The 19,890-nt window shown below is 43.9% G+C and carries 16 protein-coding genes; 1 reads left to right on the forward strand and 15 read right to left on the reverse strand.

The window, feature by feature from the left end; all coding sequences use genetic code 11:
• Window positions 1-12 precede the first annotated feature (12 nt).
• The 12 genes from carB to A5878_RS08650 form a co-directional block, all read right to left on the reverse strand.
• Window positions 13-3,198: a carbamoyl-phosphate synthase large subunit gene (gene carB / locus A5878_RS08595; protein WP_074535791.1), complete on the reverse strand. Its 3,186-nt coding sequence runs from the start codon at window positions 3,196-3,198 to the stop codon at window positions 13-15.
• Window position 3,199: 1 nt separating this feature from the next.
• Window positions 3,200-4,279: a carbamoyl phosphate synthase small subunit gene (locus A5878_RS08600; RefSeq protein WP_005235984.1), complete on the reverse strand. Its 1,080-nt coding sequence runs from the start codon at window positions 4,277-4,279 to the stop codon at window positions 3,200-3,202.
• A gap of 1 nt (window position 4,280) precedes the next feature.
• Complete coding sequence (locus tag A5878_RS08605) at window positions 4,281-5,564, reverse strand: dihydroorotase (RefSeq protein WP_074535789.1); 1,284 nt, start codon at window positions 5,562-5,564, stop codon at window positions 4,281-4,283.
• A 36-nt stretch (window positions 5,565-5,600) separates the two neighbouring features.
• The gene (locus A5878_RS08610; protein WP_005235988.1) at window positions 5,601-6,527 is read right to left on the reverse strand and encodes an aspartate carbamoyltransferase catalytic subunit; all 927 of its coding nucleotides are present in this window, start codon (window positions 6,525-6,527) and stop codon (window positions 5,601-5,603) included.
• Between the two features lie 47 nt (window positions 6,528-6,574).
• Window positions 6,575-7,855 carry a solute carrier family 23 protein gene (locus tag A5878_RS08615; RefSeq protein WP_086295413.1) on the reverse strand — a complete coding sequence of 427 codons (1,281 nt, stop codon included), beginning with the start codon at window positions 7,853-7,855 and terminating at the stop codon, window positions 6,575-6,577.
• A 19-nt stretch (window positions 7,856-7,874) separates the two neighbouring features.
• Entirely contained in the window at window positions 7,875-8,411 is a 537-nt protein-coding gene (gene pyrR, locus A5878_RS08620; protein WP_005231374.1) for a bifunctional pyr operon transcriptional regulator/uracil phosphoribosyltransferase PyrR, read from the reverse strand.
• A gap of 243 nt (window positions 8,412-8,654) precedes the next feature.
• Window positions 8,655-9,563 (reverse strand): RluA family pseudouridine synthase, encoded by a 909-nt coding sequence (locus tag A5878_RS08625; RefSeq protein WP_074535788.1) that lies wholly within the window; start codon window positions 9,561-9,563, stop codon window positions 8,655-8,657.
• Window positions 9,547-10,032 (reverse strand): signal peptidase II, encoded by a 486-nt coding sequence (gene lspA / locus A5878_RS08630; protein WP_005226122.1) that lies wholly within the window; start codon window positions 10,030-10,032, stop codon window positions 9,547-9,549. Before lspA ends, A5878_RS08625 begins: the two co-directional genes overlap by 17 nt.
• Window positions 10,029-10,736, reverse strand: coding sequence for a CBS domain-containing protein (locus A5878_RS08635; RefSeq protein ID WP_005226123.1), 708 nt, complete (start codon window positions 10,734-10,736; stop codon window positions 10,029-10,031). Before A5878_RS08635 ends, lspA begins: the two co-directional genes overlap by 4 nt.
• Window positions 10,729-11,136 carry a hypothetical protein gene (locus A5878_RS08640; RefSeq protein ID WP_074535785.1) on the reverse strand — a complete coding sequence of 136 codons (408 nt, stop codon included), beginning with the start codon at window positions 11,134-11,136 and terminating at the stop codon, window positions 10,729-10,731. Before A5878_RS08640 ends, A5878_RS08635 begins: the two co-directional genes overlap by 8 nt.
• Window positions 11,137-11,364: 228 nt before the next feature.
• Window positions 11,365-13,035: a formate--tetrahydrofolate ligase gene (locus A5878_RS08645; protein WP_074535783.1), complete on the reverse strand. Its 1,671-nt coding sequence runs from the start codon at window positions 13,033-13,035 to the stop codon at window positions 11,365-11,367.
• 209 nt (window positions 13,036-13,244) lie between these two features.
• Window positions 13,245-13,655 (reverse strand): EbsA family protein, encoded by a 411-nt coding sequence (locus A5878_RS08650; RefSeq protein WP_074535782.1) that lies wholly within the window; start codon window positions 13,653-13,655, stop codon window positions 13,245-13,247.
• Between the two features lie 65 nt (window positions 13,656-13,720).
• Here A5878_RS08650 and A5878_RS08655 point away from each other — a divergent pair, with 65 nt between their 5' ends.
• Window positions 13,721-14,137, forward strand: a complete 417-nt coding sequence (locus A5878_RS08655) for a ribonuclease HI family protein (RefSeq protein ID WP_005226128.1) — start codon at window positions 13,721-13,723, stop codon at window positions 14,135-14,137.
• Here A5878_RS08655 and cls read toward each other — a convergent pair.
• The 3 genes from cls to alaS form a co-directional block, all read right to left on the reverse strand.
• Window positions 14,117-15,583 (reverse strand): cardiolipin synthase, encoded by a 1,467-nt coding sequence (cls, locus tag A5878_RS08660; protein ID WP_015509734.1) that lies wholly within the window; start codon window positions 15,581-15,583, stop codon window positions 14,117-14,119. The two genes, A5878_RS08655 and cls, sit on opposite strands and share 21 nt — an antisense overlap.
• A gap of 24 nt (window positions 15,584-15,607) precedes the next feature.
• The gene (locus A5878_RS08665) at window positions 15,608-16,750 is read right to left on the reverse strand and encodes a cation diffusion facilitator family transporter (RefSeq protein WP_086295415.1); all 1,143 of its coding nucleotides are present in this window, start codon (window positions 16,748-16,750) and stop codon (window positions 15,608-15,610) included.
• A 277-nt stretch (window positions 16,751-17,027) separates the two neighbouring features.
• Complete coding sequence (gene alaS, locus A5878_RS08670; RefSeq protein WP_086295417.1) at window positions 17,028-19,670, reverse strand: alanine--tRNA ligase; 2,643 nt, start codon at window positions 19,668-19,670, stop codon at window positions 17,028-17,030.
• Between the last annotated feature and the right edge of the window lie 220 nt (window positions 19,671-19,890).

Genomic DNA, 19,890 nt, shown 5'->3' on the forward strand with positions numbered 1-19,890 from the left:
CCTTTATCTGCGTTAAATTGCTTTTGTTGAAAAACTGCGGGATTCCATCACTTTTAGAATCGCATCCGCTGTATCAAGAGAAGTAAAGGTCGGTACACCATGTTCCACCGCTTCTCGGCGGATGATAAATCCGTCTTCCGTTGCATTTTGGCGATCTTTGTCCATGGTATTGACTACTACTTGGGTCGTTCCTTTACGGATCAAATCAACAACCGTTTCTTCTGCTTGCTGTTCGGAAATCTTGGCAACCCGAGTCACTTGTAGTCCTTTTTCTTCAAAGTAATCGGCGGTTCCATTGGTAGCCAATAAGGTAAAGCCGACCTCTACGAAACGCGCTGCCAGCGCTGTGGCCTCTTCTTTGCTTTCGTCTGCAACGGTGAAAAGTGCTTTTCCAAATTCAGGAATATGCAGGCCTGATGCCTCAAAAGCTTTATAAAGTGCTTTTGCCAAATCTTTGTCTGATCCCATTACTTCACCCGTTGATTTCATTTCAGGGCCTAAGTAAGTATCGACTTTTAAAAGTTTTGTAAAGGAGAAGACAGGTGCTTTGATGTGTACTTCATTTGGTGTTGGCGCAAGTCCGTCTTGATAACCTAACGCTGTGATCTCATCTCCGAGAATCGCCTTCGTGGCAATTTGTGCCATTGGGATCTCTGTTACCTTGCTTAAAAATGGTACGGTTCGGCTAGCACGAGGGTTTACTTCAATGACATACACTTTGTTCTCATGGATGACAAATTGGATATTCATCATACCGATACAATTTAAACCTAATGCCAAGCGTTTGGTATATTCTTCGATCGTTGCAATTAATTCATCCGAAAGATTTTGCGGTGGATAGACCGCCATTGAATCTCCTGAATGGACCCCTGCACGCTCGATATGTTCCATGATTCCAGGAATCAAAACAGTTTTGCCGTCACAGATAGCATCGACTTCACATTCTTTACCGACCAAGTAACGATCGACCAAGACAGGATGTTCTGGTGATGCTTTCACTGCATGACGCATATAATCTTCTAAATCGGCTTGGTTTTCCACGATTTCCATCGCACGTCCCCCTAAGACATAACTTGGGCGGACTAAAACAGGATAGCCGATTTCTTGAGCGATGGCGATCGCTTCTTGTTCGTTCGTCGCTGTATCCCCTGGTGGTTGCGGAATATCTAGCGCTTGTAATGCTTGCTCAAAGAGATCACGATTTTCGGCACGATCAAGATCTTCAATGCTGGTGCCTAAGATTTTGACCCCAGCTTTTACTAAAGGCTCTGCTAAGTTGATCGCCGTTTGCCCGCCAAATTGGACGATGACCCCAATGGGTTGTTCCAAATCGATGACGTGTAAGACATCCTCTAAGGTCAATGGTTCAAAGTACAGCTTGTCGGAGATAGAAAAGTCAGTCGAAACCGTTTCAGGATTACTGTTCATGATGATCGCTTCATAGCCAGCAGCTTGGATCGCTTTCACCGAGTGCACTGTCGCATAATCGAACTCCACCCCTTGTCCGATTCGGATCGGTCCAGAACCTAGGACAAGAACAGATTCTTTTTCACTGCGCTTGCTTTCATTCTCAAACTCATAGGTGCTGTAGAAATAAGGTGTTGCAGATTCAAATTCGGCGGCACATGTATCTACCATTTTGTAGACGGGCAAAATCTTTTGCTCATGACGCAGCGTACGGATCTCAGCTTCCGTGGTTTCCCACAGCTCAGCAATCTTTTTATCCGTAAAGCCATTTTGCTTGGCTTTTTTCAACACATCAAGGGATTGTGGTTCGTTTGCTAATGCTCGTTCGATCTCAAAGATGTGAAGCATCTTATCCAAGAAGAACAAGTCGATTTTCGTCATTTCGTTCAAATCTTCGATGGTGTACCCTCTTCGGATGGCTTCCATGACGTAGAATAGGCGATCATCCTGCGCCTTGATGACTTTTTCCATCAGATCATTGTCAGAAAGAGCTTCTAATTCTTTCATTTCGATATGGTGTGTGCCGATCTCCAATGAACGAACGGCTTTTAATAATGACTCTTCAATATTACGACCGATCGCCATCACTTCACCAGTCGCTTTCATTTGTGTTCCTAATCGACGTTCCCCAGTTTCAAACTTGTCAAACGGCCAGCGAGGAATTTTTGCGACGACATAGTCAAGGGCGGGTTCAAATTCTGCATACGTCGTTTCTGTGACTGGATTTTTCATTTCATCCAATGTTAAACCGACGGCAATTTTCGCTGCCAGTTTGGCAATCGGGTACCCTGTAGCTTTACTTGCTAACGCAGAGGAACGTGAGACCCGTGGATTTACTTCAATGACATAGTAGTTGAAGCTATGAGGATCAAGCGCCAATTGAACGTTACAGCCACCTTCGATTTTTAACGCGCGGATGATTTTTAATGAGGCATCCCGTAACATTTGGTATTCATGGTCTGACAAAGTTTGGCTCGGCGCAAAGACGATGGAATCGCCGGTGTGGATACCGACTGGATCGAAGTTTTCCATATTACAAACGACGATCGCGTTGTCAGCAGAATCTCGCATCACTTCATATTCGATCTCTTTATATCCAGCAATACTCCGTTCAATCAAGCATTGGGTCACTGGCGAGAGCTTCAAGCCGTTTTCAGCGATTTGGCGAAGTTCTTCTTCATTGTTACACATGCCGCCGCCCGTTCCCCCTAGCGTAAATGCTGGACGAACAATGATTGGAAAGCCGATTTTTTTCGCAAAATCAACTGCTGCTTCCACCGTTGACACGATTTCGGATTCTGGGATCGGTTGATCCAATTCTTCCATTAATTGTTTGAATAGATCTCTGTCTTCTGCCTGGTCGATTGCTGCTAATTTGGTTCCTAGCAACTCAATTCCTAATTCATCCAAAATACCTGAGTTGGCTAATTCCATCGCCATGTTCAAGCCCGTTTGTCCACCTAATGTCGGTAAAATTGCATCAGGTTGTTCTTTACGTAAAATCCGTGAGACAAACTCAAATGTGATTGGTTCAATGTAGACTTTGTCAGCAATTTCTTTGTCCGTCATGATCGTTGCGGGATTCGAATTGACTAACACCACTTCGTAGCCTTCTTCTCGTAATGCTAAACAAGCTTGTGTACCAGCATAATCAAACTCTGCCGCTTGTCCTATAATAATCGGTCCAGAACCGATAACCATGATTTTCTTGATATCTGTACGTTTTGGCATATTAGTTCTGCTCCTTCCATGCATCGATCATCTCTAAAAATTCGTCAAATAAGTGGACTGCATCATGCGGGCCCGGTGCCGCATCTGGGTGGTATTGGACACTGAATGCTGGGTAGCGGCGATGACGAACCCCTTCGATCGTGCCATCGTTCACTTCGACGTGGGTTACCATTAGTTTTTCTGGATCGATGGATGCTTCATCCACAGCAAAGCCATGGTTTTGTGAGGTAAAATCGATCCGACCAGTGGCGATCTCTCTTACCGGATGGTTTAATCCGCGGTGACCGAATTTCATTTTATAGGTATCTGCCCCATTCGCTAATGAGAAGAGCTGATGGCCTAAACAAATCCCGAAGATCGGTACCTTGCCTTGAATCCCTTGTATCATTTTAATTGCTTCTGGCAAGCTTTTAGGATCACCCGGTCCATTTGTCAGCATTACACCATCTGGTGCGAGGTCTAAAATTTCTTGCGCTGTCGTATTGTATGGCAAAATCGTTAAATTGCAGTTGCGGCGTGACAACTCCCGTAAAATACTGTGCTTCAAGCCGAAGTCGATGACCACGATATTGCGACCCGTTCCAGGACTTGGATAAGGTTTTGAGGTAGAAACTTGTGCCACTTGATTGGTTGGTAAAACCGCCGCTTTTAATTGATCAAAGGCATGGTCAAAGACATCTCCTGCATCAACGATACTCGCTTTCATGGTCCCATGTTGACGGATCTTTCTTGTCAGCGCGCGTGTATCGATTCCTGCGATCCCTGGAATATTTTTGCGTTTTAAAAATTCATCTAACGTCAGCTGTTTCCGCCAATTGCTCGCTAGACGCGCGTGTTCTTTCACAACGACCCCTTTACAAGTCGGTGAAATTGATTCGTAGTCGTCTCGGTTGACGCCGTAATTTCCAACCATCGGATACGTAAACGTAATGATTTGTCCGTTAAAGCTTTGATCCGTAATGGCTTCTTGATAGCCCGTCATGCTGGTGGTAAAAACAATCTCACCAAAAACATTGATACTGGCACCAAAGCCTTCGCCTTCAAAGTATGTTCCATCTTCTAAAATAAGCCAACGTTTCATATTATTGCCCACCTTTTTGCCATACTAATTTTCCATTTACAAATGTATAACTTGTATCCCCATATAACGTCCATCCACCGAAAGGCGTATTGACTCCTTTTGATAGAAATTGCTTAGGATCCACGTTATAAGCTGATTCTAAGTCAAAAATCGCGAGATCGGCTTTGTCTCCGACCATCATCGTTCCGGCGCTTAGACCAAAGATTGATGCTGGTTTCACGGTCATCCAATCCACTAGTTGTTGCAAGGTAAAGCGTCCTGTTTTGACAAAATGAGTGTACAACAATTGGAAGGCATATTCTGATCCGACGATGCCAAATGGTGCTTTTAAAAAGCTTTGCATTTTTTCTTCATAGCCATGTGGGGCATGATCCGTCGCGATACAATCGATCGTGCCATCCAGCAGACCTTCGATCAACGCTTCACGGTCTTCTTGCCCACGTAACGGTGGGTTCATTTTCCAAAAGCCTTCATCGGCAGGAATATCTTCATCGATTAGAAGTAAATGATGAGGAGAAACTTCGGCTGTCACATGGATACCAGCTTTTTTGGCATCTCGGATCACTCGAACACTTTCTTTGGTCGAGACATGGCAGACATGGTAATGAGCACCCGTTGCTTCCGCCAAAAGTACATCACGAGCGATTTGAGAAGCTTCCGTTACACTCAAGATCCCCGGTAGTCCAAGTTCTTCTGCTTTTTTACCAGCATGCATCACGCCGCCAAAGAGTAAGGAATCATCTTCTGTATGGGCAACCAAGGCCAAGTCATTTTCGGCGGCTTGCTTCATTGCCAAATACATTGTGCCAGCAGTCTGAACCCCGACACCGTCATTTGTTAAGGCAAATGCCCCCGCGGCTTTCATTCCAGCTGCATCCGTCAACGTTTCGCTGCGCAAGTTTTCGGTGATCGGGGCGTATTGTAAGACATTGATTGACGCATCTGCGTTGATTTTTTCGTAAACAGCTGCTAATTTTTCCGGTGTATCGGGAACTGGGTCAAGGTTTGGCATTGCGCAAACTGTCGTGAACCCACCGCGAGCTGCTGCCATGCTGCCCGTTTCAATTGTTTCTTTGTATTCAAAGCCTGGTTCTCTGAAGTGTACATGAACATCCACTAAACCTGGCGTGATCAATTGCTCTTTGGCATCGATGACTTCGTCAAAATCTGTTTCGGGAAATGCTGTACCGATCCCGCGAATGATTCCTTCTTCGATCCAAATTGCTGCAGGAACACAGTGATTGTCTTTTTTGATGATTTTACCGTTTTTAATGAGTGTTTTCATGTAAACTTCCTCCTCTAATTCTTTCCTTTTTGCCTGTTAGGCCTTACCGTTCAACACCGCTTCAAGAATCGCCATTCGAACAAAGACGCCATTGGACATCTGTGTGATGATTCGTGAGCGTAAGCTTTCAACTAAGGCATCAGCCAATTCCACATCGCGATTGACCGGCGCTGGGTGCATTATGATCGCATGCTCTTTCATTCTTGCGGCGCGTTCGACGGTCAACCCGTGATTTTTTAAGTATTCTTCTTTTGAAAAGCTTTCCGTTCCATCATGGCGCTCGTGCTGGACACGAAGCATCATCATAACATCGACTTCTGCGACCAATTCGTCTAATGGTAGCCAATGACCGTATACTTCAAATTCTTCGTCATACCATTCCTTTGGACCTGAGAAGAAGACTTTCGCTCCGAGACGCTTCAACATTTGCATGTTTGATTTTGCGACCCGTGAGTGGGTGATGTCACCTACGATTGCGACTTTCAAGTCGTCAAAATGCCCAAACTCTTCATAGATCGTCATCAGATCTAGCAAGCATTGAGTTGGGTGTTGGCCGCTGCCGTCCCCGCCATTGATGATACTGCACTGGATCGTTTTGCTTTGGATCAAAGCGTCGTAGTAATTTTCATCGCCGTGGCGAATGACCGCAACGTCTACACCTAAAGCCGACATCGTCAAGACCGTGTCATACAAGGTCTCGCCTTTTTGAACAGAACTGGTGGAGGCTTCAAATTCGATGACTTCGATCCCTAGTTTTTTCTCAGCAACATCGAAGCTTTTGTGGGTTCTGGTACTGTTCTCAAAAAAGAGATTTGTTGCGAAATATTGTTCTTTTTGGGGCATCCATTTCGCCCCTCTTTTGAATTCTTGTCCTCTGCGGATGAGTCCCATCACTTCACGGTCCGTCAATGCTTCTACCGTCAAAAGATGCTTTAAGCTGATTCTTTCGGATTGAATAATCATGAATGAATTCCTCCTTTGATTCTGTTTAAACGATGAGTTGGCACAAGTTATTTTTCTTCGCTGCGAGAGCTGTCAGGTAAAATAAGATTCAAGAAGATCCCTAGGACAGTTGCTAACGCCATTGCGGATAATGTGAAGGTACCGACCGTGAAGACAAGACCGCCGATTCCTACCACAAGGATCACTGACGCAATGATCAAATTCTTCTTACGATCAAAATCGATTTTGTTGTCGATCAAAATTTTCAACCCGCTGGCAGCGATGACGCCAAAGAGCAGGAAGCTGATCCCTGAGATGACTGGACCAGGAATACTTAAGATCAATGCGCTTAGTTTTCCAACGAAGCCTAGTACGATGGCTAGAACTGCTGCACCACCGATAACGAACACACTGTGGACGCGTGTAATTGCTAAAACCCCAATGTTTTCTCCGTAACTTGTCACTGGGGGGCCCCCAACGAGACCGGCTGCAATTTGAGCAAACCCATCTCCCAATAGTGTTCGGTTCAAGCCTGGCTCTTCAAAAAAGTTCCGCTTCGTTAATTTGTTCAAGACCATCAGATGACCGATATGTTCGGTCATGGTAACAAAAGCGATCGGCGCCATCGTAGTGATTGCATTCAGATACAGTTTTGGTTCATAGTTAATGAAGGGAATCTCGAAGCTCGGCATGCCAAACCAGTTGGCGTCAATGATGGGCTGTACATCGACGATTCCCGCTGCTAAGGCGATAAAGTATCCGCCCACGATCCCCAGAAGGATCGGAATCAGTCCTAAGAACCCTCGCAGAAACATATTGAAGAAAATCGTTAATCCTAAGGTAGCCAAGGCTACCAGAATGTACTTGAAATCGTAGACTGAGTCATTGTACATCGCATTCTGAGCTGCGTTAGCGGCTAACCCTAATCCAATCACCATAATCACAGGACCGACAATGATCGGTGGTAAGATCTTATCCAACCAAGCAGCACCCGCACGTTTAATGATCATCGAAACGATCACGTAGACCAACCCAGTCGTGATGGCGCCTTGTGCGATAGCTGGGTAGCCGTCAGATTTCATCAGCATCTGCATCGCTGCGATAAACGCAAAGCTGCTGCCTAGATACGCTGGAATCTTCCCTTTCGTCGTAACCAAGTAAACCAATGTTCCAATACCTGAACTAACTAGAGCGATGCTGGGGTTGATCCCAACGAGGATCGGAACTAAAACGGTTGCCCCAAACATCGTGAAAAGATGTTGTAAGCTTAGGCCTAACCAAGGCAGTGCTTTGGGCCGATCTTTGATGTCTAAAACTGCGTCTGGATTACGAAATTCTTGCTTCTGCATGTTGCTGTCACTCTTCTTCCTAGTCGTTTTCTTTATTGATCATGATCCGGTCAGAACCATCGGATTCTTCCATCTCCACGATAATTTCTTCACTTAAAGCAGTTGGAATATTTTTTCCAACAAAATCTGCCCGAATCGGCAATTCACGATGACCGCGGTCAACTAAAACGGCGAGTGAGATTCTTTTTGGTCGACCAATATCCATGATGGCATCCAAAGCTGCCCGAATCGTCCGTCCTGTAAACAAGACATCATCGATCAAGATGACTTCTTTGCCATCAATGGCAGTCGGGATGTCTGATGAATGGATCTCTGGATCATCTTCTGTCTTTTTGTCATCTCGGTACAAGGTGATGTCCAATTCACCGACAGGTACTTCTACGCCTTCTAGTTGTTTTAAACGTTCTGCTATTCGTTGCGCGATATAGATGCCGCGGGTTTTGATCCCTACCAGCACCAAGTTATCAATGCCTCGATTTCTTTCAATAATTTCATAGGTGATCCGCGTTAACGCTCGTTTCATTGTTACTGCATCTACTACTTCTTTCGCTGCCATATGTTATTCCCTCCTAATTTTGAACATAAAAAAACTCCTACCTGCTTGAGGTAGGAGTCATGTTTTCCGATCGTTGCCTAAAATCCCATTCTGTGGATTTTGGGTACACGTTATCATCTAGTAAGGGTTCGAATCTCCAACGCGGGAGTCGTCTGCTTACTCATTCCTTCTTAGCCTCACGGGACTACATTTAAAGGAGCTATTTAGTTGTTACAATTACTATACAGTTCTCACACAAAAAAATCAATCATTTTTTCGCAATTTTTTTAACGTGTCCGCGAACAGCTCTGGTAATGGCGCTTCAAAGACCAGCGACTCGCCTGTTGTTGGGTGGGTGAAGCCTAGAAGCTTGGCATGTAAAAACTGCCCATTGCCTTTTAGCGTGCGCTTAGGTCCATATAGCGGATCGCCAGCTAGCGGAAAACCGATGTACTGCATGTGGACTCTTATTTGATGGGTTCTTCCAGTTTCCAATTGCAATTCCACCAAGGTAAATTGATCAAAGCGTTCCAACACGGTGAAATGAGTCACTGCGGGTTTGCCATTCTCGATCACGGCTTGCATTTTCCGATTAACTTTCGAGCGGCCGATCGGTGCATTGATGGTGCCTTTTTCGTGGCTGATATTGCCATGGACCAATGCTACGTACTTGCGTAACGATGTTTTGTCTTTCAATTGTTTCGCTAACGACTCATGTGCCTGATCATTTTTGGCGATCATTAACAGACCCGACGTATCTTTGTCGATTCGATGAACGATTCCTGGCCGAACAACATCATTGATCGTGGATAAATCATCCATATGGTACAATAACGCATTGACCAAGGTGCCATTGGGATGCCCAGCGGATGGATGAACCACCATCCCTTGCGGCTTGTTGATGACTGCCACATCAGCATCTTGATAGACGATCGTCAAAGGAATATTTTCTGGTTGTAAGTCTACAACTTCAGGTTCTGGTACTTGGATGATCAAGTGATCACCTGCTTTTACCTTATAATTTGCCCGAACCGTTTCGCCCTTCAATGTGACCGCATCTTCTTTTAGCCACTGCTGGATTTGTGACCGACTATGATTTGGCAAGCGTTCAGCCAACACTTTGTCGACCCGCCCTTTTTCTTCTTTAATGATTACTTCAATTTGCTTTTCCATTTGATTCTCCTTGTTTCCCTTTTGCTTCGTCATCTACCAGTGCATAAATAAAAATCAAGATCACCCCGAACACTAATGACATATCAGCGATATTGAAAATTGGGAAATTGATAAAATCAAGCTGGAACATATCGACCACAAAGCCATGCTGCAACCGATCGATAAAATTACCGATCGCCCCACCTAGAACAAACGCAAGTCCGAAACGAAACCATAGACTGCTTTTTTGGTAGCGAAACAATAGGTAAACAACAACAGCAACCGCGATAACGGTGATGATCGCAAAAAAGGTGATTTTTCCTTCTAGAATACTCCAAGCTGCGCCCGTATTCTGAAGATAGGTCAGGGACAACACATTGTCGATCAGAGAATGTGTTTCACCCAGTTGATAATTGGCAACGATCCAAATTTTCAGCCATTGATCCAAGCCAATGACAACAGCACTTAACAAAAAAAACAACGCGATCATAAATTTTCCACTCTTTCTTCTTTAAAAATATCTCGCGGACGGATGATGCCCAAGAGATTTCCATTCGGATTTTTATCCTTGGTGATCAAAACCGCCTCAAGCAGGGCATTTTTTTGAAACAATTCTTCCACTTCTACGATGGTCGTTTCAGCCGACACGAAACAATAATTCGATCGTTTCCCATCTCCTGCTAATAATTCATCTGCCGTTCTGCCTGCCAACTTGATTTCACCATGGAGGCTTTCTTTCGCTAACCAGTATCCCAGCATCCGCAAGGTGATCAATCCCAAAAATCGACCATTATCATAGATCGGAAATTGTGAATAGCGCTTTTGGGCAACGATTTTCAATAACTCTGGTAATGGCAGGTGCTTTTCAAAACCAGTCACTCGTTTCGCAAAACGCGGCATGACTTTTTCAGGTGCCAGTAAGGAGCGTTCAATTTCTTGGATGCGATTGACAACCCATTCATTCGGTTCTGCAATGACAAAGTTTTCTCCGATTTTTTCATGTACGATGGCATTGCGCAGCTGAGCCATTTGTAATAGATCATCTTCTGCTCTTCTGACATTGATATTTTTGCTTTTTGACAAGCGACGAACCATTTCAGAAAAACCCATATTCCGCGGATTATCCAATTCGTCACGAAGCCGCTTTTCGATTCGATTAAAACTGCTCAAAAATTGATCTGCACCACTAGCCATGAGGAACCTCCTTGATAAGATACGCTTTTTTTAAATAAATCAAAACAAAGACAAAATATGCCACTAAATACACACCGACAAAAAGCAACGAGTAAAGGGAGATGGATAATAAGCCCAATACCCCCATCATGAGAAAAAGGCTTAAATAAAAGCCGATATATATTCTTTTAAGCGCAGGATTCATCACGACCTCCAGCTTGAGCGCTGATTGGTCTTTTGGTAAATGAAAAGGCTGACTTTCTAAAAAAAACATGCGCACACGAATCGGCGTCTGCTCAGCCAGCGCCAAAAAAATCGTTTGCTGATGATTGATGGCAGCGATTCTTTTTTTTCCTTGCATGACCTCCAAGGGACTGCCCATTCCATAAAAACCAGTCCTCCTAGTTAGTTGTAGCTCCATTGACAAAGATCACCTCAATTGGTTAAGTATACTTGATTATCAAAAGAAAGAAAATAGACTTTTGCTTGCTTCCTTGATTATTATAACAAGAATCCCTACTTTTATCTTCCATCACGTCTAATGAACGAGAAAAAGACGAATGCCGCTTGCACCCGTCCTTTCAAGTCATCTCTTTCCGTTTTTCCGTTTCAAATGCCGCGAATGCCTTCTTTGTTTGTGATAGCTCTTTTAAAAAAGACCGATCGCTTGGCCATCAGAAGTCACGTCCATATTGATGGCGGCAGGTTTCTTCGGTAATCCTGGCATCGTCATCACGGCACCAGTCAAGGCTACGATAAAGCCAGCCCCTAATTTTGGCACGAATTCGCGAATCATTACTGTAAAGTCATCTGGTGCGCCCAATCGCTTTGGATCATCACTAAAGGAATACTGGGTTTTTGCCATACAGATCGGCAGCTGATCCCAGCCTTGTTCTTTGAAGCTTTGCAACTGTGCCTTGGCTTTCGGCGCAAACTCAACCTCTGCCCCGCCATAGATTTCCCGCACGATCAAAGAAGCTTTATCCGCTAAAGGCAAATCGTCGGTATACAAGCGTTGATAGTTGGCAGGTTTTTCCTCGATTACTTGAACCACTGCTTTTGCTAAATCCGTTCCACCTGCACCACCGTCTGCCCAAACGGCTGTCCGTGCGATGGTGACGTCGATTTTCTGGCACATGGTTTCGACTAATGTTCGCTCCGCTTCGGTGTCTTGTGAGAACTCATTAAGCGCAACGACAACTGGAATCCCGTATTTACGCATGTTTTCAACATGTCGCTTTAAATTACTGAAGCCTAACTCTAATGCTTTTAAGTTTTCTGTCCCTAAATCAGCCACAGCGACCCCACCATGCATCTTCAGTGCTCTGATCGTCGCTACTACTACGATCGCATCTGGTGCCTTTGATAAGTTCGGTGTTTTGATATCAAGAAATTTCTCTGCCCCTAAGTCAGCACCAAACCCAGCTTCGGTCACCGTGTATTCGCCTAAGTGCAAAGCCGTCTCGGTTGCGATGACACTATTACACCCATGAGCGATATTTGCAAAAGGTCCGCCATGGATCAGCGCAGGGGTTCCTTCAATCGTTTGAACGAGATTCGGTTTGAGGGCATCTTTTAAAAGTAAGGCTAAAGCACCTTGGACCGCCAGATCTTTTACGTAAATCGGTTGTTTCTCAAAAGAATAACCAATTAAAATCTTTCCTAATCGCTCTTTTAAATTATGAATGCTTGTTGCCAAGCACAAAATCGCCATGATTTCACTAGCAACGGTGATGTCAAAACCGTCTTCTCGGGGAACGCCTTGTAACGGTCCCCCTAGACCGACGATCACTTGTCGTAACGCTCGATCATTCAAATCGACAACCCGTTTCCATGTGACCCGACGTCCGTCGATCCCCAACTCATTGCCTTGCTGGATATGATTGTCGATCAATGCAGACAAGGCATTGTTTGCTGCTGTGATCGCATGTATATCGCCAGTGAAGTGTAAGTTGATATCCTCCATCGGCAACACTTGTGCTTTGCCGCCGCCGGTGGCGCCGCCTTTGATGCCCATTACTGGTCCTAAAGATGGCTCACGTAAGGCGATGACGGTTTGCTTGCCGATTTGATTTAACGCATCTGCAAGTCCAATGGTCACGGTTGACTTGCCTTCTCCAGCGGGTGTCGGACTGATCGCTGTGACTAAAATGAGTTTACCCAGCGGATTGTTTGCTTTTTCGTTGATTGCCGACCATTCGATTTTTGCTTTATACTTGCCATAAAGTTCCAGGTCATCGCCTGTTAAACCAAGTGGTTCAGCAATTTCAATAATCGGTTTAGGCATTGATTCTTGTGCAATTTCGATATCTGATTTCATTTTTACCCTCAATTCACGAACTATTTAGCACTTTAAAATGTATTTTGTTTGCTATGCTCTTATTATACTTGATTTTATTCAGAAAGAAAGAGAGATTTTTCACACTTTTACAAAAAGTTTCACGAATCCTTAATGTAAACAAAAAACAACGTCCCTCCTAAGGCTGTAACGCCAAAAGGAGTGATCGCTGCTTTCTAGATTCCTATGAATTACTCGTTGGTTTCGACCTGCACCCTTTTTTCAGGGATTTTTTCTTGAAAAAAAGTTTCTAACCATGCCACATCTTTTTTACGCAACGTGAAGGTATATGTTTTTTGATGATCGGTAATGCTTATTAAACGGTTTATAATTTGCCATTTTTCTATCTCAGGTAAAGAAATAAGGCTTTTCTTCCATAAGCGCGCATAGCGAATCAGGAGCAAATCATTTCTGATGAGCATGCTTCGGTGAATCCCTAACCATACAAAAAAGAAAAAGACGGCTAATACGAGGTTGCTTTTCCAATAAGGTCTGGTATTTTCTAACGAAAGAATCAAACTGATAAATAATATCATCATAGTAAACGACCAATAAATGATCGCTGTAGCAGCTTCCGGTTGCCAATACAATTTACGCTTCATAAAAGTTCCTCACAACATAAAATTTCTAGTATACTATCTTTATCATATCAAAAAAGGGTGAGACAATGTTAAAAGTTTATCTTGATGCTTCCACGAAAGGCAACCCCGGCCCTAGTGGCGGTGGAATCGTCATTGTCGGTACTGATCTGCATGAACAAATTGCGTTTCCGCTACCTGATTCAACCAACCACCAAGCAGAGTTCGCTGTGATGGTCAACGCGTTGCAGCTGCTGATTGACAAAGGTTTACAGGAACAAACAATTATGCTCTATACCGACAGCAAAGTCGTTGCGCAGACCATCGACAAGAATTATACCAAAAACCCTGCTTTTTCTGATTATTTAACAGAAATTCAATACTTGTTGAAACAGTTCGCTTTAGCAATCATCCAATGGGTCCCTGAGAGTCAAAACAAAGGTGCCGACCATTTGGCACGCCAAGGATTAGCAAAAGCGATGAAATTAAAGGATCGGAGACAATAACCGAGAGAAGTTTTGTTTGAAGCGCAACCAGTAAGATTGCTTCGCCAAAATTTCATCCGTCAGTAATGTTGATTGTGCCATATCCTCTTCAAAGAAGCCTTTCAACGTTTGCGTGACATCGTGATCGTAGGCGAAGGCATTGACTTCAAAATTCAAGGCATAACTCCGAATGTCTTGATTCGTCGTCCCAAAGGAACTAATGGTATCATCCATCATGACCGTCTTCGCATGGAGGAAACCGTTGTTATAGATGTAGATTTTTGCACCACGACGATGCAAGTAATTGGCATAATGCTGCGTTGCCCGGTAAATAAATGGGTGATCCGGCATACATGGAATCATGATTCGGACGTCTACACCTGAGTGAATCGCAATTTCTAATGCATTCATCATACTGTCATCGGGAATCAAATAAGGCGTTTGGATCCAAATCGATTCTTTGGCAGCCAAAATCATTTTTACAAAACCGCCTTTGAGAATTTGGGTCTCACTTTCCGGCCCATCAGCGACGATCTGCAAATCAACATTTCCAGATCGCTCTTTCGGCGGTAGAATAAAGTAGCGATCCTCGTATTCCAGCTGATCCTCTTCTCTTTTTACAGATGCGTTCCAGTCACGAATAAAAATCTCTTGTAGTGTAAAACTGGCAGTACCTACGATTCTCGCATGGGTGTCTCGCCAATAGCCAAATTTGGCCTTTTTCCCTAAATACTGATCGCCGACATTAAAGCCGCCAGTCCATCCGATTTGACCGTCGATCACAACGATTTTTCGATGTAGATGGTAGTTCAATCGTGTGTTGCGGATTAGGTTCTTCGAAGTGATGAAAGGCACGACTTTTCCACCGGCATCAATCAACGGTTGAAAGAATTTCCGATTGGCCTTCGGTGACCCCCATGGATCATAGACCAAACGCACTTCAACACCTTCACGGGCTTTATCGATCAAGATTGACAAGAATTGGCCACCGATCTCATCATTAAAAAACGAATAATACTCCACATGCAGATTATCTTCTGCTTGCTTCATGTCCTCAAACAATGCTGCAAATTTTTCTTTTCCATCTGTATAAAATTCTACTTTGTTTCCTTTCGTCAAGGGCGATTCATCAAGGTTCTTAAAATAGCGCTCTAATAGATGATTGTCATCTGAGTAAGGATGTTCAGGAAAAGAATAATTGTGCACTTTGATGATTTGATTCAACTCATTGATCCTACTTTGGTGGTGCTCACTAAATTTATAAATAATTTCTCCGTCGATCCCCCGACCACAAAACAAGTACAACAAGAACCCGATGCCGGGGATGAATACCAACGTCATCATCCAAGCAAAGACACTTGCAATCGAGCGTGGTTTCCGAAAAACAGTAATAAAGGCAGCGATCGTATTAATAAACAAAAGTGCCAATAATACTGTGGAAATCATGCTCATATCCATTTTTATCATAGTTTCCTCCTATATCCTGTAACCCTATAATAGGTAACTGTGATCGAAAGCAAGCTTCAATTCATAGTCCCCTAGTGTTTCTTTGATTTTTTGTTTCAGCATTTCTTCGATTTCTTGATCACTATACGCCGATTTTGCGGGAATCACTAAATCAAAAGCCAACAGATCTCCTTTGACCTGAAAATCATGCATCCGTAACTGTGGGTCAACGAAGCGAATGATCTTTGACACTTCTTTTTTTAAATGCCGATACTGCTGATCTTGAATTGGTACTGGATCAAGATGACAGACCAGGTCGACCTTTAAAGATTGGCGAAAATCTTGTTCAATCGCATCAATCACCTCATGCGCTTCTCGTAAAGACCACGTTTCATCCACTTCGATATGCACACTGGCAAAGCGATTTTTCGGTCCATAATTATGAACCAGTAAATCATGGTAACCGAGAATCGTCGGATAGTGATCCAAGCGTTGCTCCATGGCAGCTACTTCTTCTTGGGTTGGGCGTGCCCCTAATAATTCGTTGATAAAGGAACGAATCATTTTGATTCCGCTAATCAAAATATACAAGGCAATCAGACAGCCGACAAAGCCATCGATACGTAGGCCAGTCAGCCACTCGATCGTCGCTGAAAACAAAACTGCCCCCGTTGTATACACATCGTTGAGACTGTCTTGTCCGCTGGCTTTAAGTGTTTGAGAGCCGATCAGGTTCGCCAGCTTGCGGTACATCGCTCCCTGCCAGATTTTGATCAAAATCGATAAGACCAAAACGATAAACAATAGTGGGGAAAAACGGATACTCGTCGGTTCCATGATGCGTTGCACAGAGCTGATGAGAAATTGGCCGCCAACAAACGTGATGATCAAAGATACTACAAACCCACTGATGGCTTCAAATCGCTCATGACCATATGGATGTTCACTGTCGGCTGGTTTCGCAGAGATCTGAAAACCGATCAATGTTAAAATAGACGAAGCGGTATCTGAAAGACTGTTGATGGCATCTGCCATAATCGAAACAGACTGGGCAGATAAGCCAATGATAAATTTCCCAGCAAATAATAGTAGGTTGGAAAGCAACCCGAGGCTACCTGCTAATTTCCCGATGGCTGTACGTTCGTAGACACCATTTTTTTTGCTACGATCTAAAAAAAAGTTTAGCAAATCATCACCCTCTCAAAAAACCATCTTTCTTATTTTACCCCGAAGGAATTCAATTAAACAACTATTCGTATCGTTTTTTCGAAAAAAAAAGCGAATTCCCTTCAATTATCAAACGCATTTTCAGATAACACGTAGGAAAAAAGGAAAAAGATAACGGAAGGGTCTCCCCCTCCGTCATCTTCGTTCAAAAAAGGAATGTGTTAAAGACCTACGCTCCTCTTTCACCTATCTTCTTAAAGGAAAGGAACTCGCGGGTATAGATTCAACCATAGTGTGCTTACTTGGCAGCTAACCACGCTGCTGCTGTCTCAAGTGCTGCTGCGATTCCTTCTGGATTCTTCCCGCCGGCTTGTGCCATATCAGGACGGCCGCCACCGCCGCCGCCAACTTTAGGTGCGATCTCTTTGATCAAATCGCCCGCTTTCAATCCTTTTTCGTTGGCTGCTTTCTTCATGGCAGCTAAAAGATTCACTTTGCCATCATTCGCGGTAGCTAACACTAAAATATCAGAATGGTCTTTTTGTTTCCATTGGTCAGCTAGTTGACGTAATTGGTTCATGTCCTTTACAGTCACTTTTGCTGTGATCAGACGCAGACCATTTACTTCTTTGACATCCTTGAAAACATCCCCTGCTTGCTGGTTTGCTAACTTGCTGGCAAGAGCTTCGTTTTCTTTTTGCAATTCACGCAGCTGCGCTTGCAGTTGTTCTGTTTTGGCAACGACTTCTTTTAATTGGGCGGATTTAACGATCCCTGCAATTGCTTTTAATTGCGCTTCTTCTTCATGCAATAACGTATAAGCTTCTTGACTAGTCACTGCTTCAATCCGACGAACACCAGCACCGATCCCTGATTCAGAAACGATTTTGAAAATACCGATATCCTCCGTATTTGCTACATGGGTTCCCCCACATAATTCGATCGACCAATCGGCAACATTGACGACGCGAACGTCATGCCCATATTTTTCACCAAAGAGTGCCATCGCTCCCATGCCTTTTGCGGTATCGATATCCGTTTCGATCGTCACAACAGGAAGAGCTTCCCAAATTTTCTGGTTTACGATTTGTTCCATTTGGCTCAGCTCTTCGCTGGTCACTTGCCCAAAATGACTAAAGTCAAAGCGCAAATGTCCTGGAGCAACTAATGAACCTGCTTGGTTCGCATGGCTGCCCAATACTTCTTTTAAGGCTTTATGCAATAAGTGAGTCGCTGTATGATTTTTAATGATCTTATTGCGACGATGCTGATCCACTTGTAAGAAATAGTTCATGCCTTCTTGTAGTGGCGCTTTGATTGTAGCAGTATGCAAGAACTGACCGTTCGGTGCTTTTTTGACATCCGTCACTTCCGCTACGATCGTACCATCTTCTGCTACGATCATGCCTGTGTCCGCAACTTGTCCACCCATTTCTGCGTAAAATGGTGTTTCGGCAAAAATCAGTTTTGCTTCACCTGTCGAAACAGAATCATGTAACGCTTCGTCTTGGATGATCACTAATAATTCGCTGTTTGCTTCAAGTGAATCATAGCCAACGAAACGGCTGTCTACTTTGATATCTGTCAATAAAGCGGATTGTACGCCCATTGAAAGCTCCGTTTGTCGAGCTGCACGAGCACGGGCACGTTGTGCATCCATTTCTTGTTCAAACCCTTGGTGGTCCACTTTCAACCCTTCGTCTTCCGCCACTTCTTCTGTCAATTCAACTGGGAAGCCGTAAGTGTCATACAATTTGAAAATATCTTGACCAGCTAACGTATCTTGACCGTCTGCTTTTACTTGGGCGATCACTTGATTTAAAATATCTAACCCTTCATTGATGGTTTCATGGAAACGTTCTTCCTCGTTGCGGATCACTTTCTCAATAAATTCTTGCTGCTCTAGTACTTCAGGATAGTAGCTTTCCATGATCTCGCCAACGATCGGTACTAATTTGTATAAGAAGGCAGCATCGATCCCTAATTTTTTCCCATGCATGACTGCACGACGTAATAAACGACGTAAAACATAGCCACGGCCTTCATTTGAAGGAAGTGCCCCATCGCCGATCGCAAAAGAAAGCGCGCGGATATGGTCTGCAATCACTTTAAAGGAGATATCTGTCGTTTTGCTGTCGCCGTAGTTCACACGACCGCTTAAATCTGCCACTGCATTAATGATCGGCAGAAACAAGTCTGTTTCAAAATTGGTTAGTGCATTTTGAACGATGGAAACCATTCGTTCCAGCCCCATCCCCGTATCAATGTTTTTATGTGGTAGTGGTTCATAGGAGCCATCTGGTTGATGATTGAATTCTGAAAAGACCAGATTCCAGATTTCCAAATAGCGTTCATTTTCGCCACCAGGATAGTTTTCGGGATCATCTTCCGCTACGTCATTAAACTCAGGACCACGGTCATAGAAAATCTCTGAATCTGGTCCACATGGTCCTGCACCGATGTCCCAAAAGTTGTCTTCAATCTCAACGATATGCTCTGGTGTCAAGCCGACTTCTTCTGCCCAGATCCGTTTTGCTTCTGTGTCTTTTGGATAAACCGTGACATATAATTTTTCTGGATCAAAAGCCATCCATTCTGGTGATGTCAAAAACTCCCAGGCCCAATGAATCGCTTCATTTTTAAAGTAATCGCCGATCGAAAAGTTGCCTAGCATTTCAAACATCGTATGGTGTCTCGCTGTTTTCCCAACATTTTCAATATCGTTGGTCCGAATCGATTTTTGCGCATTGGTAATTCTTGGGTTTTCAGGAACAACACTGCCATCAAAATATTTTTTTAGCGTTGCCACTCCTGAATTGATCCATAATAGGGTTGGATCGTTGACTGGGACAAGGGACGCACTTGGTTCAATTGAATGACCTTTTGATTGAAAGAAGTCCAAAAACATTTGGCGTACTTCTGCACTGGATAATTGTTTCACGTTATTCTCCTACTTTCTTCTGTGTTCGCTTAAGATACAGGGGCTGACAAAATTGCTGGTAAGGCGCTCTTATGCCTGTCGAGTCATTTTGACGAAAAAAAACACCATTGCAGAGCAAGGACGTCGATACGCGGTACCACCTTGCTTGCAATGATGTGACTCATTACCTCTTAGACTCGTTAACGCGGAGTGGACGGCAACATTTCTGCTACAGTTGAGC

The sequence above is a fragment of the Enterococcus sp. 3G6_DIV0642 genome (assembly GCF_002140635.1).
In the GTDB taxonomy this organism is placed as follows: domain Bacteria; phylum Bacillota; class Bacilli; order Lactobacillales; family Enterococcaceae; genus Enterococcus_D; species Enterococcus_D casseliflavus.